The sequence below is a fragment of the Rhodococcus sp. IEGM 1354 genome (genome assembly GCF_030056855.1).
Lineage (GTDB): Bacteria > Actinomycetota > Actinomycetes > Mycobacteriales > Mycobacteriaceae > Rhodococcoides.
Genome location: NZ_JASHKT010000007.1, coordinates 300485 through 315766, shown reverse-complemented (window position 1 = coordinate 315766; position 15282 = coordinate 300485). Strand labels below are relative to the sequence as shown.

General features: G+C 65.8%; 13 protein-coding genes. 7 read left to right on the top strand and 6 right to left on the bottom strand.

Features of this window, described 5'->3' with window-relative positions; all coding sequences use genetic code 11:
* Positions 1–147 precede the first annotated feature (147 nt).
* Positions 148–1362, bottom strand: a complete 1215-nt coding sequence (locus tag QM588_RS17715) for a PucR family transcriptional regulator (RefSeq protein ID WP_283315232.1) — start codon at positions 1360–1362, stop codon at positions 148–150.
* A gap of 215 nt (positions 1363–1577) precedes the next feature.
* Here QM588_RS17715 and QM588_RS17710 point away from each other — a divergent pair, with 215 nt between their 5' ends.
* Both QM588_RS17710 and QM588_RS17705 read left to right on the top strand, forming a co-directional pair.
* Positions 1578–3017, top strand: a complete 1440-nt coding sequence (locus QM588_RS17710) for an amino acid permease (protein ID WP_283315230.1) — start codon at positions 1578–1580, stop codon at positions 3015–3017.
* Entirely contained in the window at positions 3014–3913 is a 900-nt protein-coding gene (locus QM588_RS17705; protein ID WP_283315228.1) for a universal stress protein, read from the top strand. The genes QM588_RS17710 and QM588_RS17705 overlap by 4 nt, the downstream gene beginning before the upstream one ends.
* A gap of 6 nt (positions 3914–3919) precedes the next feature.
* Here the strand turns inward: QM588_RS17705 and speB are convergent, their stop codons facing one another.
* Complete coding sequence (speB, locus tag QM588_RS17700) at positions 3920–4879, bottom strand: agmatinase (RefSeq protein WP_283315226.1); 960 nt, start codon at positions 4877–4879, stop codon at positions 3920–3922.
* A 115-nt stretch (positions 4880–4994) separates the two neighbouring features.
* On the opposite strand from speB, the gene QM588_RS17695 reads away from it, so the two are divergent.
* Genes QM588_RS17695 through QM588_RS17685 form a run of 3 tightly spaced genes read left to right on the top strand, consistent with a single transcriptional unit; the run spans position 4995 to position 8151 of the window.
* Positions 4995–5627, top strand: a complete 633-nt coding sequence (locus QM588_RS17695) for a helix-turn-helix domain-containing protein (RefSeq protein ID WP_283315224.1) — start codon at positions 4995–4997, stop codon at positions 5625–5627.
* Positions 5624–6469: a carbon-nitrogen hydrolase family protein gene (locus tag QM588_RS17690; RefSeq protein WP_283315223.1), complete on the top strand. Its 846-nt coding sequence runs from the start codon at positions 5624–5626 to the stop codon at positions 6467–6469. The genes QM588_RS17695 and QM588_RS17690 overlap by 4 nt, the downstream gene beginning before the upstream one ends.
* The gene (locus QM588_RS17685) at positions 6466–8151 is read left to right on the top strand and encodes a flavin monoamine oxidase family protein (RefSeq protein WP_283315221.1); all 1686 of its coding nucleotides are present in this window, start codon (positions 6466–6468) and stop codon (positions 8149–8151) included. Before QM588_RS17690 ends, QM588_RS17685 begins: the two co-directional genes overlap by 4 nt.
* On the opposite strand, the gene QM588_RS17680 is transcribed toward QM588_RS17685, so the two are convergent.
* Both QM588_RS17680 and QM588_RS17675 read right to left on the bottom strand, forming a co-directional pair.
* A complete protein-coding gene (locus tag QM588_RS17680) occupies positions 8148–8858 on the bottom strand; it encodes a YoaK family protein (protein ID WP_032375629.1) in 711 nt (236 codons plus the stop codon). The genes QM588_RS17685 and QM588_RS17680 overlap by 4 nt on opposite strands.
* Positions 8859–8886: 28 nt before the next feature.
* Positions 8887–10383: a PucR family transcriptional regulator gene (locus QM588_RS17675; protein WP_283315219.1), complete on the bottom strand. Its 1497-nt coding sequence runs from the start codon at positions 10381–10383 to the stop codon at positions 8887–8889.
* A 129-nt stretch (positions 10384–10512) separates the two neighbouring features.
* Here QM588_RS17675 and gabT point away from each other — a divergent pair, with 129 nt between their 5' ends.
* Positions 10513–11877, top strand: coding sequence for a 4-aminobutyrate--2-oxoglutarate transaminase (gabT, locus tag QM588_RS17670; protein ID WP_283315216.1), 1365 nt, complete (start codon positions 10513–10515; stop codon positions 11875–11877).
* A gap of 1 nt (position 11878) precedes the next feature.
* Positions 11879–13330 (top strand): NAD-dependent succinate-semialdehyde dehydrogenase, encoded by a 1452-nt coding sequence (locus QM588_RS17665; protein ID WP_283315214.1) that lies wholly within the window; start codon positions 11879–11881, stop codon positions 13328–13330.
* 92 nt (positions 13331–13422) lie between these two features.
* Here QM588_RS17665 and QM588_RS17660 read toward each other — a convergent pair whose 3' ends face one another.
* Both QM588_RS17660 and QM588_RS17655 read right to left on the bottom strand, forming a co-directional pair.
* On the bottom strand, positions 13423–14451 hold the full coding sequence (locus tag QM588_RS17660; RefSeq protein ID WP_283315212.1) for a Glu/Leu/Phe/Val family dehydrogenase: 1029 nt from the start codon (positions 14449–14451) through the stop codon (positions 13423–13425).
* 283 nt (positions 14452–14734) lie between these two features.
* A complete protein-coding gene (locus QM588_RS17655; protein ID WP_027496234.1) occupies positions 14735–15214 on the bottom strand; it encodes an Lrp/AsnC family transcriptional regulator in 480 nt (159 codons plus the stop codon).
* Positions 15215–15282 lie beyond the last annotated feature (68 nt).

The following is a 15282-nucleotide window of genomic DNA, read 5'->3' as shown; positions in this document are numbered from 1 at the left end:
TAACGTTCTCGTTCGATCGGTGTGTGGGCGGTTCGACCGCGACCACTCCAGTGTGACTGTTTGTTTTCCTGCAAGCAGGGTCGGTTTGCGGACATGTTTCGGCGGTCTTTCTTGCCGTAGTACGGCAATCCAGGTGCCTGTCGTGGCTCAGGATGTCAGGCCGGATCGCGGCCAGTCGAGCAGCATCGCCCCGAGTACTGCCGTATGCAGCGCAAATGCCTCGACGGGGTTGCCCACATCTTGCCCGGTCAAATCTCTTATTCGCGACAATCTGTACGTGACCGCGCGCACGGACAGATGCATTCGACGCGCGGTGGACGCCGAGTTCGCGCCGGTCTCGAAGTACACCTGCAATGTTTCCAGCAGTGGGCCTGCACCGCCCCGAGCGCTCGTCAACGGGGTCAGCAACGTCTCGACCAGATCGGCGATCGCGGCGCGATCACTGATCAGAACGCGATAGACGAGCAGATCACGGGCGTCGACGACGGGTGTGTCGAGCCCCAGCGAGGAGGCGAGGTCGAGTGCGTCCAGGGCGTCTCGGTACGACGCCGCCACACCGACAGCGCCGCTGCGCGGGCGACCGACTCCGAGCTGTATCCGTCCGTATTCGCCGCGACGGCGCAGGTCGACGGTATCGCTCGGGCCGGACGCCGATCCGCCGAGGACCCGTCCCGTGTGGGTGAGTACGTGATCGACGGCCGCGCGATCGGGTGCCGGAAACACCACGATCAGCCGACCCTGCTTGGTGGCGACGAGGAGATCGGCATCCCCCTTGCTGCCCTGAACGCTGCGTTCGACCAGACCGATGGCCGACGTCGCGTCGGTGAACGGAACCGTGGACGTGACCACGGCGACTGCGTGCGGACTCGACACATCCAGCCCGAACGTCTGCGCGCGTCCCAGGACACCGGCGACATCGGCCGTTCCCGAGAGCAGGTCGTCCACGAATTCGCGGCGCGCCAGGACCTCAGCACGAACCAGCGTCCGCCGGGCGAGTTGGAAACCTTCGGCGAGTTCGGCCGCGGCGTCGTCGACGGCTCGAAGCATGATCTCGCCCGCGGTGACGACCCCGGCCGGGTCTGCTGCGGCGGCCTGGACGGCGGGCAACTCGCGCCACAATCGCCACGCCGCCGACAGATAGAGGTCCAGCAACGCGCGCAGGGCCACGCCCGCTCGGGCTGCTTCGTCGCCGTGTACGCGGCACTCCCGAAGTTGCTTACGGGTGAGCGGAACACCTGCGTCCACCGCGTCGGTCACGACGTCGAGAAAGTTCCCCAGGAACGCGACGTCCAGGCCGCCTGCGTCCGAGGCCGCGTGCGCGGCCACCGCGTCGAGCGGTGTCGAGTCCGGCTGTGTGGCCATGTGTTCGAGGGTCTCCCATCCGAGTCGAGGTCAATGGTAGGCGGCGCTCACACCGACACCGGCTCGATAACGAGCTCGCGGACCGCGCGGCGTGTTCGGTGTGCGACCGGGTAGCTCGGGGAGCAGAATCACCGAAATCGCCTCGCGTCGGCTGCTGTACCGCCCGCGGCACGGTTCGGTCCGCACCGTTCGTCTTCACGTTGGGAGTCTCGACCATGACATCGTCGAACGGACCCGCATCGGGTCTGCGCTCGCAGTTGTTCCGCAAGAAACCGATCGCCGAGCCGGACCAGCAGCCCGGTGGTCTGGAACGCACCATCGGAACGTTCCAACTGACGATGTTCGGAGTGGGAGCGACCATCGGCACCGGCATCTTCTTCGTGCTCTCGCTCGCCGTTCCCGAAGCCGGTCCAGCCGTGGTCCTGTCGTTCCTGGCCGCCGGAATTGCCGCTGGGCTTGCCGCTATCTGTTACGCCGAAATGGCCTCGGCAGTGCCGGTATCGGGATCGACGTACTCCTACGCATACGTGACGATGGGGGAGGTCGTCGCGATGGGCGTTGCGGCCTGCCTGCTGCTGGAGTACGGGGTGTCGAGTGCCGCGGTGGCGGTCGGCTGGAGCGGATACCTCAACGAACTTCTCGGCAACCTCTTCGGCTTCACCATCCCGCACGCGTTGTCCGCGGCACCGGGTGACGCCGATCCGGGAATCCTGAATCTGCCCGCCGTGGTGCTGATCGTTCTGTGCGCCGTGTTGCTCATTCGCGGGTCGAGCGAGTCCGCAGCGGTGAACGCAGTCATGGTCGTCATCAAGCTGGGCGTGCTCGCGCTGTTCGCCGTCGTCGGATTCACGGCCTTCGATTCCGGCAACTTCTCGGACTTCATGCCGCTCGGGGCCGCAGGTGTCACCGCGGCGGCCGGCACGATCTTCTTCTCGTTCATCGGTCTCGACGCCGTCTCGACAGCCGGAGACGAGGTGAAGAATCCACAGAAAACCATGCCGCGAGCCATCATTGCCGCACTCGTCGTGGTGATCGTCTTCTACCTCGTCGTTGCGGTCGCGGCGTTGGGAACACAGCCGTGGACCGCATTCGCCGGTCAGGAAGAAGCCGGGTTGGCGGAGATTCTCCGCAATGTCACCGGGCGGGCATGGCCGGCAACGATTCTGGCGGCGGGCGCGGTGATCTCGATCTTCTCGGTCACGCTGGTGACGATGTACGGGCAGACGCGCATTCTGTTCGCCATGGGCCGAGACGGGATGCTGCCCAAGGCATTCGCGAAGGTCAGTCCCCGGACCCACACCCCCGTCAACAACACGATCGTCGTCGCGGTGATCATCTCGATACTCGCCGCGTTCGTTCCGCTGGACAAGCTGGCCGATCTGGTGTCGATCGGAACGCTCGTCGCGTTCATCGTCGTGGCGATCGGCGTGATCGTCCTGCGCCGGACGATGCCCGACCTCGAGCGTCCGTTCAAGGTGCCGGGCTACCCGGTGACGCCGATCCTGTCCATCGCCGCGTGCATCTACATCCTCTCCGGCTTGCGGTGGACCACATGGTTCTGGTTCGGGCTCTGGCTCGCCGTGGTTCTCGCGTTCTACTTCCTGTGGGGTCGGCATCATTCGGCGCTTCGATCGGTCGGAAAGGACGCGGAATGAGCGTGCTGATCGCCTTCGCGCCCGGCAAGGGAAGTGTCGGTGCCCTCGATCTCGGTGCGCAACTGGCCCGATCCCTCAACACGAACGTCGACGTGGCAACCGTGGTTCCCAAGCCGTGGTCGACGCCGTCGATGGCCCGGGTCGACGCCGAGTTCGCGGACTGGGCCGCGTCGACGGCCACCGAGTCGGAGGCGAAAGCGCGCCACTACTTGGAGGAACGCGCACCCGATGTCGCAGCGTCGTTCCACCGGATGTCGCACCGCTCGGTGTCCACTGCATTGACCGAGGCCGCGGAGACCACCGGGGCGTCGATCCTGGTTCTGGGTTCCTCGGGTGACGGTGCTCTCGGGCAGGTTGTCGTCGGTTCCACCGCGGACAAGTTGCTGCATTCCTCGCCGGTCACCGTCGCGTTGGCCCCGCGTGGCTACCGCATTCGAGATCGGGCCGTCCTGACGCGGATCACCTGCGCTTTCTCGGGCGACAGCGAGGCCACCCGCGTCGTCGGGCCCACAGCTGAGTTGGCCCGGGACACCGGTGTGCCACTTCGCTTGGCCTCGTTCGTCGTTCGCGGGGCGACGATGTATCCGCCCGAGATCGGGTTGCGAGCCGAGGACGACGTAGCGGCCGAGCTCGCCCGTGGACTGAGCGAGGCGTTGACCGCTGCGGTGGACGACGCCGTCGCGGTGGGGCTACCGGCCGACCGCGTCGGCACCGAGTTGGCGACCGCGGGCAGTTGGCGCGAAGCACTCGACGAAGTGCACTGGCAGGACGGCGAAGTGCTGACCATCGGATCGTCCGGACCAATGGGGCCCATCGCTCGGGTGTTTCTCGGTTCGCGGGCGACCAAGATCATCCGTCATTCGCCGGTGCCGATCCTGGTGTTGCCACGGCGGTGAGACCCGCTAGCGGTTCAGTGCCAGCACGGACAACAGTTCGTAGGCCACGTGCGCCGCTGCGATTCCGGTGATCTCGGCGTGGTCGTAGGCGGGCGCGACTTCCACGATGTCGGCACCGACCACGTTCAGCCCGACGAGACCGCGCAGCGTGTTGAGCAACTCGCGCGAGGTCATCCCGCCGGCCTCGGGTGTGCCGGTGCCCGGAGCGTGCGCAGGATCGAGAACGTCGATGTCGACCGAGACGTAGACCGGGCCACCGTCGAGGCGACGACGCATCCGCTCGACGATGCTGGCCACGCCGTCGACCTCGTAGTCGTCGGAGCGGATGACCTGGAAGCCGAGCACCCGGTCGTCCTCGAGGTCCTGCTCACTGTAGAGAGGGCCGCGGATACCGATGTGCTGGGAGCGTTCGAGGTCGATGAGCCCTTCCTCGCTCGCCCGCCGAAACGGCGTGCCATGGGTGTACGGCGCACCGAAATACGTATCCCAGGTGTCGAGGTGGGCGTCGAAGTGCAACACCGCTATCGGCCCGTGATCACGCGCGAGCGAACGCAGGATCGGGAGCGCGATGGTGTGGTCGCCGCCGAGAGTCAGCACCGACGAGCCGTCGGCGCGCAGGTCCGTCACAGCGTCGTGCACGGTCTGCAGTGCCTCGGTGATGTCGAACGGGTTGACCCCGATGTCACCGAAGTCGGCAACCTGTTGGCGTGCGAACGGTGAGACCTGCAGGGCGGGGTTGTACGGCCGCAACAGTTTCGATGCCGCACGAATGTGGCCGGGTCCGAAGCGCGCACCCGGCCGGTAGCTCACCCCCGAATCGAACGGCACGCCGAGAATCGTTACGTCTGCCCGCGACACCTCGTCGAGCCGGGGGAGTCGCGCGAATGTGGTCGGTTCGGCGTAACGGGGGACCTTGGTGGCGTCGGGCGGGCCGATCGGGGTGTGTTCCGGGTTGTTCGCATTCATCGAGATGTCCCTCCGCAGTCGAGCGCCCGGCCGTCGAAAGGTCGACCATGTCGCTCGGCAAGCGTTACTCTGATGCTCGGTCTTGTCAACACGAGTTTCCTGAAAGGTGAGATGGGTGTCTTCAGCCGCGCAGGTCAACGTCGATGCGCCACGGATCGGTGCGCGCCTGAAGGAGGCGCGCCTGAAGAAGCGGCTCACGCTCGACGCGCTCGCCTACACCTGCGGGGTCACCAAGGGGTATCTGTCCAAGCTCGAGCGCGATCAGGTGAACGCATCGGTCGCGTCCCTGGTTCGAGTGTGCGCTGCGCTCGACGTACCGGTCGGCTCGCTGTTCGACGACGCACCCGTCGGCGAAGTGGTACGCGCACAGTCGTTGCCGCGCATCATGTTCGGTGGAGAACGGATGACCGAATATCTGCTGACGCCGGTAGGGGAGCGTCGCGTTCAGGTGTTGTTGGGGCATATCGAACACGGCGGCGGAAGTGGGTCCGAGGCGTACACGCTGCCGCTCGACGTCAGCTTCGTGTACGTGATCGACGGCGAGCTACGGGTGATCTTCGACGCCGATCCCGGCGCGGACTTCGGCGGGGACGACATCTCTCTCGGGGCGGGGGACGCGTTCACGTTCTCGCCGCGTCGTCGGCACAGTTTCCGCAGTGACAGCAGCGACGGGGCGCGAGTGTTGTGGGTGCTGGCACCGGCACTGCCCGAAGAACTACCGATCGGAAAGCCGGGGATGCATCGGTGACGAACACCGTCTCGCTCTATCAGGGGCCGGAGGACTCCGGCGATGTCGAGGCCAACCTGACGGCACTCGATGCCGCGGCTGCGGCAGCCGCTGCGGCCGGCGCATCGATCCTGGTCACTCCGGAGATGTCGGTCAGTGGTTACGACATCGGCGAACTCGTCGTCGACCGTGCCGAACCGTTCGACGGGCCGATCTTCGAAAACGTCGCGAAGATCGCCCGTGCTCACGGCGTCACGATCGTGTACGGGTATCCGGAACGCAGCGGCAAGTCGGTGTACAACTCCGTTCAGGTGGTCGATGCGACCGGTACGTCACTGGCGCGTTACCGCAAGACCCACCTCTTCGGTGAACTCGATCGTGCGCACTTCACCCCAGGCCAGGAGTTGTTGGTGCAGTTCGACTTCGGAGATCTGCGCTGCGGTCTGCTCACCTGTTACGACGTCGAGTTCCCGGAAACCGTCCGCGCGCACGCCGACGCGGGTACGCAATGGTTGATCGTCCCCACCGGTCTGATGTCACCGTTCGAGATCATCGCAACCCACGTGGTTCCCACACGGGCCTACGAGAGCCAGGTGTTCGTCACCTACGTCAACCGGTGCGGCACCGAGTCGACTCTGACCTATTGCGGACTGACGTGCGCCGTTGCTCCCGACGGCACCGACATCGCCAGAGCCGGTGTGCACGAACAACTGTTGACGGTGCACCTGGACCCCGCCGACCTCGACAGGTCCCGAGCGATCAACACCCACCTTTCCGACCGACGTCCGGATCTGTATCGGACGGCACCTCGTCCCGCAGGGACCGCAGGCCCGGTACGAGCCGAGCAGGAGAACGACAGATGACCACACCCGTCACCCCGGACAGCGCGATCGAACCCGAGGACGAACAACCGCTCACCATGTTCGGGCCGGACTTTCCGTTCGCCTACGACGACTACCTCGCCCACCCGGCCGGCCTGGGAAGTGTTCCCGACGCCGCACTCGGTACCCGAGTTGCGGTGGTCGGCGGCGGACTCGCAGGAATGGTCGTGGCCCGCGAATTGCTTCGACTCGGCCTGAAACCGGTTGTCTACGAATCGGATCGAATCGGTGGACGCATGCGATCGGTACCGTTCGAAGGGCATCCGGGTGTGGTGGCCGAGATGGGCGCGATGCGGTTTCCGCCGTCCTCGACCGCGTTGTTCCACTACCTCGACTCCGTCGGGCTCGAGACGACACCGTTTCCGAACCCGTTGGCCGAGGCGACCCCCAGTACGGTGATCGATCTCAAGGGCACCAGCCACTACGCCCGCAAGCTCGAGGATCTCCCGCCGATTTTTGCCGAGGTCGCCGACGCATGGAACAGGACGCTCGAGGAGCACGCCGAACTGATTCCGTTGCAGCGCGCCATCCGCAGGCGGGACGCGGCCGAGATCAAGCGCATCTGGAACGAACTGATCGTGAAATTCGACGATCAGACGTTCTACGGATTCCTCGCTGCGTCCGAGCATTTCTCGTCGTTTCGCATGCGAGAGTTGTTCGGCCAGGTCGGTTTCGGAACAGGAGGTTGGGACACCGACTATCCCAACTCCATTCTCGAGATCCTTCGTGTCGTCATCACCGCAGCCGACGATCACCACCGCGGCATAGTCGGCGGGTCACAGCAGTTGCCGATGCGGTTGTGGACCGACACACCCGGGGACCTGGCGCACTGGCCGGCGGGCACGTCGGTGTCCTCGGTGAACGGCGGCACCACGATGCCGCGCGTCACCGAGATCAGGCGCACCGAGGGCGGCACCACGATTCACGACGACCGAGGAAACATCCGTACGTACGCGGCCGCGGTCGTGACCGCGCAGAGCTGGATGTTGCTCAGCAACATCAGGTGCGACGACGATCTGTTCCCGATCGATCACTGGACCGCCATCGAACGTACGCACTACATGGGGTCGACGAAGGTGTTCGCACTCGTCGATCGGCCGTTCTGGAAAGACAAGGACCCGGTGACCGGGCGCGATCTGGTCAGCATGACGCTGACCGACCGGATGAGCCGCGGCACATACCTTCTCGACCAGGGCGAAGGAAAACCGGGCCTGATCTGCCTGTCCTACACCTGGTCCGACGACTCGCTCAAACTGCTGGCCCTCGATCCCACCGAACGCATGAACATCATGTTGCGATCCCTCGAGGAGATCTACCCGGGCGTCGACTTCCGCAGCCACATCATCTCGACTCCGGTGACGCTGTCCTGGGAGACCGAGCGCGACTTCATGGGCGCGTTCAAGGCCAACCTGCCGGGGCACTACCGCTATCAGGAAAGACTGTTCACCCACTTCGTGCAGGACGAACTCGAACCCAGACACCGCGGCATCTTCCTTGCCGGCGACGACATCTCGTGGACCGCCGGTTGGGCGGAGGGCGCGATTCACACGGCACTGAACGCGGTGTGGGGCGTCGTACATCACCTGGGTGGCACCTCGGCACCGGACAACCCGGGCCCGGGGGACGTCTTCGACAGCATCGCGCCGCTTCGACTGGGCGACTAACGCTTCGCTGCAGCCGATCGAGGTGGGCGCTCGTCGAACACGAACAGTGCCAGCGCAACGATCAGCATGACGGCCACCACCCAGATCGCGCGCAGAGCGAACAGCTCCACCGACACCGCGCCGAGTACAGCGCCGCCGAGGAATCCGGCTATGACCGTGCCGAACCGCCGAGCTCGAATCCCCGCCTCCCGATCGTGCTCGACCACACGATGAAACGCCGCCATGGCCATGGTGCGGAGGTTGCCGGTCGTCATCGTCGTGTTGAACGGCGAATCCACCAGCACGCGAAAGGTCGTCACCTGTACGCCCGCGACATGCGCGAGAACGACCGACACCACCGCATCGGGAACGGTTGCCGGCAGAAACCCGACGATCACCAGAACCAGGATCTCGTAGCAGAGCACAGCCCGCACCGGCCTGCGCACGATCCTCTCGATCGCAGGCAACGCGATGAACTCCGCCGTCATGACACCCAGAACGAACGCCGTCAACGGCGGCAGGAACACCAACGCCTCCACCCACCGCCCGCCGGCCACGTCCACGCCGAGCAGAACCACATTGCCGGTCTGGGCACCGGCGAACACACCGCCACGAGTGACGTAGGTGTACGCATCCAGAAATCCGCCGACTGCCGCCAGCAGCACTCCGAGCCGAACCGACTTCGCGGTGGCGACGGAGATCTGGGGTTCAGGACGAGGGGTGGTCATCGCGAAATCCTGACACAGAGGGGTGCTCTCATGCCGCCAGAAGGGAGAGCAACAATTCCGCGCGCACCCGTGCCGACGTCAGATCCACCTTCAGCAACTCCTCGCATCGTGTGATGCGGTTGCGCAAGGTGTGACGATGCACCGACAGTTGGGCAGCGGCGGTTTCCCAGTGCCCGTTGGCCTCCAGGAACGCCCGAAGCGAACCCACCAGATCCGCGGTGTGGGTGCGGTCGTACTCGGCCAGTACAGCGATGGTGACGGCAGCCATGGCGCGCAACGACGCCCGGACCGGTTCCGACGCCAACAGCATCGACCCGGTGAAGTGGACGACCCGATCACCGGGACCGGCCGCCGCGCACGCGAGCCGCGCTTGTCTCAGCGCCGTGGGGGCCTCGGTGATGTGCATGTCGGTACCGACCCCCGCGCACACCGATCGGGGGAGCGAATTCATCAGCTGCGCAATGAAAGTCGCGTCGTTGCCGGGCAGCAGCATCTCGGCACCGTCGTCGGTGGACCTGACGAACGTCGGCCGTGCGTGGGCGCGGAACCCAGCATCGACGGCATCGGCGATGGACCCCGTCCGCCCCGTCGCGCCGCGGAGTGCCACCACGGTGATGCGTGAGTCGTCGTCGGCCGCGTCGGCGAGATAGCTCGGTACCTGTGTGTCGCCCGGGGACAGGAGATGCCCGTCGAGGAGAAGTCCGAGCGCACGGGAATTGAGGGCCGTCTGCTCCGCGCGCAGCCGCGCAGGCTTTTCCAGTTCGAGAGTTATCAGCGACACCGCATGCCCGAGCAATATCCGTTCGACTCCCGTCACGGGTCCCTTCGTGCGAATCGCGAGAAAGCTCGGCGCACTGGCGGTGATCGGTACCGAGTGCAGGCTCACGGTGCGGCCCGGCTCGCTCACCGACACCGTCGCGGGCGACGACGACGGACGGATACTGGCGGCGATCTCACGGGCCTGCGCGACCAGATCCGCCGCGTCGACCGGATGAAACGCCTCGGTGCGATGTCCGATCAGCGCGACGGAGGTGGACGTGGCGACCGCCAATTCGCGCACGATCGCGTCGACGCCGCCGTGCAGTGCGGCGCGGGTGATGCGGCTCTGCACCGACGCCGCCCGCAGAACTTCCTCGTACTCCTGTTCGGCGATGCGTGTGGTGACCGCCCGAATGACCGCGGCGAAGGGAGTGTCGTAGGGAACCTCGACGACGGGTAGCCCGACCTCGTTTGCCGCGTCGAGAAGCTCTCGCGGAATCACGTTGTGCGAGAGACCGGTTCCGAATCCGAGGCAGGCAACCCCTGCCGTTCGGAGGGTGCGGACGTACTGCGCGAGTGCGGGGCCGCCGGAGTCGAAGCCGAGACCTGTCGTGAGGATCAGCTCGCCGCCGGACAGCCACGGACTCGGATCGGTGAGCTCGGTCGCTTGCGCGAAGGTGATGGCGGCGCCGCTGCGCTCGGGTCCGCCGCGATGACTCAGCCGGAGGTCGCGTTGTCTCAACAACCAGGAAATCTGCACACTCACCTGTCGCACTGTAATCGTGCCTGACGAAATGGCGTGTGCTTCTGCTCTTGAATGTACTTATCGGCAGTCTCCGCTCGATCCTCGCGGTCGCATACTTACTGCACAGAGACCAACCCGAAAGGTGCGACCATGGCTTCGATCGAATACCGACTTCCGCAGGAGCGCAGGATCGTCACCGCGTTCCCCGGCCCGAAATCTTCGGCTCTGGCCGAGCGCCGCAAGGCCGTCGTCGGTGCAGGCGTTGCATCGACGCTGCCGGTGTACGTGGCCGACGCGGACGGCGGCGTCGTGGTCGACGTCGACGGCAATTCGTTGATCGACCTCGGTGCCGGTATCGCCGTGACGACCGTGGGTGCGTCGAATCCGGCTGTCGTTGCCGCCGTGCAGGATCAGGTCGCTCACTTCACGCACACCTGCTTCATGATCGCGCCCTACGAGGGATACATCGCGGTCGCCGAGAAGCTGGCCGAACTGACGCCAGGTGATCACGACAAGCGCACCGTCCTGTTCAACAGTGGTGCCGAGGCCGTCGAGAACGCAGTCAAGATCGCCCGGCACGCTACCGGCCGCTCGGCCGTCGTCGTGTTCGACCACGCCTATCACGGCCGTACGAACCTGACGATGGCGCTGACCTCCAAGTCGATGCCGTACAAGAGTGGATTCGGGCCGTTCGCTCCCGAGGTGTATCGAGTTCCGATGTCGTACCCGTTCCGGGAAGGTCTCGGCGCCGACGGATCGGCCGTCACCGGTGCACAGGCCGCCGCCCGTGCGATCTCCATGATCGAAAAGCAGGTCGGCGCAGACAATCTCGCTGCCATCCTGATCGAACCGATCCAGGGTGAGGGCGGCTTCGTCGTGCCGGCGGACGGCTTTCTGCCTGCGCTGGTCGAGTGGGCGCGCGAGCACGATGTCGTCTTCATCGCCGACGAGGTGCAGTCCGGATTCACCCGCACCGGTGCCTGGTTCGCCAGCGAGCACGAGGGCATCGTGCCGGACCTCATCACCATGGCCAAGGGCATCGCGGGCGGTATGCCGCTGGCCGCGGTGACAGGCCGGGCCGACCTGATCGACGCCGTGCATCCCGGTGGGCTCGGCGGCACCTACGGAGGCAATCCCGTCGCGTGCGCCGCTGCGCTGGCATCGATCGAACAGATGGACACTCTCGACCTCAACGGCCGCGCCCGCGACATCGAACGCATCGTCGTCGATCGGCTCACGGCGTTGATGCCGGAGGTGGGGATCATGGGTGAGGTTCGAGGCCGTGGGGCCATGCTCGCCGTCGAGCTCGTCGTACCGGGTGGACGTGAGCCGAACCCCGAGGCGACCAAAGCCGTTGCTGCTGCCGCACTCGCGGCAGGCGTGATCGTGTTGACGTGCGGAACCTACGGCAACGTCATCCGCCTGCTTCCGCCGCTGGTGATCTCCGACGAGTTGCTCGACGACGCTCTCACGGTCCTCGAAAACGCACTGCGCGACGCTGCGAAGGGCCTCTGACATGGCCGTCGAGCAGCTGTTGTCCTCTCTGCCCACCGACCTGTGGCTCGGTGGAAAGCAGACCCCGGCGCAGTCGGGCGCGCGAGTCGCCGTCCTGAATCCCGCCACCGGTGAGGAACTGACCACCGTCGCCGACGCAGGCGCAGCCGACGGCATCGCGGCCCTCGATCTCGCTGCCGCGGCGCAACCGGAGTGGGCGGCAACGCCTGCACGGGAGCGAGCCGAGATGCTGCGGCGCGCCTTCGCCCTGCTGCAGGAGCGTGCAGCCGATTTCGCGCTGTTGATGACCCTGGAAATGGGAAAGTCGTTGGCGGAGAGTCGCGGTGAAGTCAACTACGGCGGTGAATTCCTGCGCTGGTTCAGCGAGGAAGCGGTCCGGATCGGCGGCCGGTACACCCCTGCGCCCGCCGGTAACGGCCGAATCCTGGTCACCAAGATGCCGGTCGGCCCGGTGCTCGCGATCACTCCGTGGAACTTCCCGCTGGCCATGGGAACTCGCAAGATCGGTCCCGCGCTTGCAGCGGGTTGCACCGTCGTCGTCAAACCGGCCGAGGACACCCCACTGACGATGCTCCTGCTCGGCCAGGTGTTCGCCGACGCGGGGTTGCCCAGCGGTGTGCTGTCGATACTGCCTACCTCCGATGCCGCCTCCGTCACCGGGCCGTTGATGGACGACCCCAGACTGAGGAAGGTCACGTTCACCGGATCGACCGCAGTGGGAAAGCTGTTGGTGCGCAATGCAGCCGACCGACTGCTTCGGACATCGATGGAGCTCGGCGGCAATGCGCCGTTCATCGTGTTCGACGACGCCGACGTCGACGCCGCTGTCGACGGGGCGATGCTGGCCAAGATGCGCAACGGCGGCGAGGCGTGCACGGCAGCGAATCGGCTGTACGTCGCGAACTCCGTGCGTGAGGAATTCACCGAGAAGCTGACCGCGAGAATCGAGGCACTGACGGTCGGCCCCGGTGATCGCGACGGTACCGACATCGGACCACTCGTCAACGACAAGCAGCGACGGACGGTGTCGGCACTCGTCGACGATGCCGTTGCGAAGGGAGCCCGCATCCGCACCGGCGGATCGGCGCCCGACGGTCCCGGTTTCTTCTTCACACCCACTGTGCTCGACCGCATCCCGGCCGACGCAAACCTGTTGCGCGACGAGATCTTCGGGCCGGTTGCCGCCATCGTCGGATTCGAGACCGAGGACGAGGCCGTCGCCGCGGCCAACGACACCCGGTACGGATTGGTGGCCTATTTCTACACCGAGAGCCTCGATCGGGCTCTGCGGGTCTCGGCTGCTCTCGACACCGGCATGGTGGGGGTCAACCGGGGTGCCATCTCCGACGCCGCGGCCCCCTTCGGCGGTGTGAAGGAGTCGGGCTTCGGACGAGAGGGTGGCTCGGAAGGGATCGAGGAATACCTCGAGACCAAGTACATTGCACTGCAGTAGACGGGCGCTGCAGTAGATCGAACGGTGCGCTCCACTCCTGAGGTCAGGGCGGCGCATTCGCCGCAGGGTGGAGCGCACCGGGCGTGAGGTCCCTAACCCCGGGCGGCCGCAATTCGCTTCTCGGCCAATCGGTCCGCGGCTGCTCCGAGCAGGATCCCTTCGCTGCGTGCCATGGCGAAGATGCCGGCGACGGTAGTGCGGATCTCTCCGATCGTGGCCATCACCTCGGCCGAGTTTCGTCCGCGCAGTTCACCTTCCACCTGAATCAAGCCGCCGGCGTTGGCCACGTAATCCGGTACCCAGACGATGCCCCGGGCGGCCAGCAACGATTCGACGTCGGGCGTGAGCAGTTGATTGTTCGCGGCACCGCACACGATGGACGCCGACAGCCGGTCCACCGAGGCCGCGTCGAGCGTTGCTCCCATGGCGCACGGGGCGTACACATCGATGTCGGCACCGATGAGGTCGGTTCCGATCGCGACGCCGGGGAAGTCTTGGGCGATCCGATCGAGGGCGGGTTCGTAGGAGTCGCTCACGAGCACGTCGGCTCCTGCTCCGCGCAGGAGCGCCACCAGGTTGTAACCCACCTTGCCTGCTCCTTCGACACCTACTCGTCTGCCGGTCAGATCGTCGGAGCCCCAAGTCGATTCGGCTGCTGCCAGCAGGGAGAGATAGACCCCGAGCGCCGTCTGTGGACCGCTGTCTCCGGTGCCGCCCGCGGTGGTGTTCTTACCGACGACGTAGGCCGTTTCTTCGGCGATGATATCGAGGTCGTCGCTGTTGGTGCCGACGTCGCCTGCCGTGACGTACGTGCCGCCGAGCGATTCGACGAACCGACCGTAGGCCTCGAGCAATGTCGGGGTCTTGACGACGGTCGGGTCGCCGAGGATGACTGCCTTCCCGCCGCCCAGATCGACCCCTGCCACAGCCGCCTTGTAGGTCATCCCACGGGAGAGTCGCAGTACATCGGTCACGGCGTCCTGCTCGGTTGCGTACGGGTAGAAGCGCGTTCCGCCGAGTGCCGGTCCCAACACGGTCGAGTGAATCGCGATGATCGCCCGCAGACCGGTGTCTCGATCGTGGCAGAACACCACTCGCTCGTGCGCGGAGTCGTGTGGCATGTCGGGCCGGTCGAAGACACCGACTGCAGCCGGTGCAGGTGCCGAATTCGCGTTCCGGGCAACAGAAGAGCGTAGTTCAGTGGGTGTGACGGCAGAGTGGTCGGCAACGACGGACACAATCGGTCTCTTTCGGTCAGGGGATGGGAGCAGATGCAGCGGCTGCCCGGATGTCTTGTCCGTCACAGGGTGTCGTGCACGACGCAGAGCGGTCAACCGGCATCGCTCGGACCGTGCAGATTGCGTGATGCGGTCGGTATCGGCCCGGCGGGGATGGTCGGGGTGCTCAGCGGCGGCCGTCGTCGGCGAGCTGTTCGAGCAACGGCTTGGTTCGATACTGAATCAGCTCGGACATGGCGATCGACATGTTGGTCCGCTCGACGCCAGGAATGTCGAGGATCAGGCCGGCTATTCGGTACAGGTCGTCGGCGTCGACCGCCGCAATGCGGATGTGCATGTCCGCTGCGCCGGACAGGCCGAACACCTCGAGCACTTCGGGAATCGTGCGCAGGTGCTCGGTGACCGCTGCCAACGTGTGCTGATTGACCTGAGCGGTCACGAAGGCCTGCAACGGACGTCCCAGCGACTTCGGCGGAATACGGTGATCGATGGGGGTCAGAGATCCCTTGTCGTCCCACCGCCCGAGACGTGCCTGGACGGTGTTGCGGGACAGGCCCAACGTGGTGGCCAGTTCGACGCCGGTGGCTCGAGGCTTGGCGCACAGGGCGAGGAGGAGTCGGGCGTCGGTCTTGTCCAGATCGGTCATTGCGCACTTCCTGTAGCTCGGTCGTTACCCGATATTGTGCACACTGCGTAATTCTGAAGTCGTCACTT

Bases quoted from the DNA above. Each gene is read 5' to 3' on its own strand.
- QM588_RS17705 (WP_283315228.1), top strand. From the start codon at position 3,014: ATGAGCGTGCTGATCGCCTTCGCGCCCGGCAAGGGAAGTGTCGGTGCC.
- QM588_RS17655 (WP_027496234.1), bottom strand. From the start codon at position 15,214: ATGACCGATCTGGACAAGACCGACGCCCGACTCCTCCTCGCCCTGTGC.
- QM588_RS17660 (WP_283315212.1), bottom strand. From the start codon at position 14,451: ATGCCACACGACTCCGCGCACGAGCGAGTGGTGTTCTGCCACGATCGA.
- speB (WP_283315226.1), bottom strand. From the start codon at position 4,879: ATGAATGCGAACAACCCGGAACACACCCCGATCGGCCCGCCCGACGCC.
- QM588_RS17715 (WP_283315232.1), bottom strand. From the start codon at position 1,362: ATGGCCACACAGCCGGACTCGACACCGCTCGACGCGGTGGCCGCGCAC.
- QM588_RS17685 (WP_283315221.1), top strand. From the start codon at position 6,466: ATGACCACACCCGTCACCCCGGACAGCGCGATCGAACCCGAGGACGAA.
- QM588_RS17680 (WP_032375629.1), bottom strand. From the start codon at position 8,858: ATGACCACCCCTCGTCCTGAACCCCAGATCTCCGTCGCCACCGCGAAG.
- QM588_RS17710 (WP_283315230.1), top strand. From the start codon at position 1,578: ATGACATCGTCGAACGGACCCGCATCGGGTCTGCGCTCGCAGTTGTTC.
- gabT (WP_283315216.1), top strand. From the start codon at position 10,513: ATGGCTTCGATCGAATACCGACTTCCGCAGGAGCGCAGGATCGTCACC.
- QM588_RS17665 (WP_283315214.1), top strand. From the start codon at position 11,879: ATGGCCGTCGAGCAGCTGTTGTCCTCTCTGCCCACCGACCTGTGGCTC.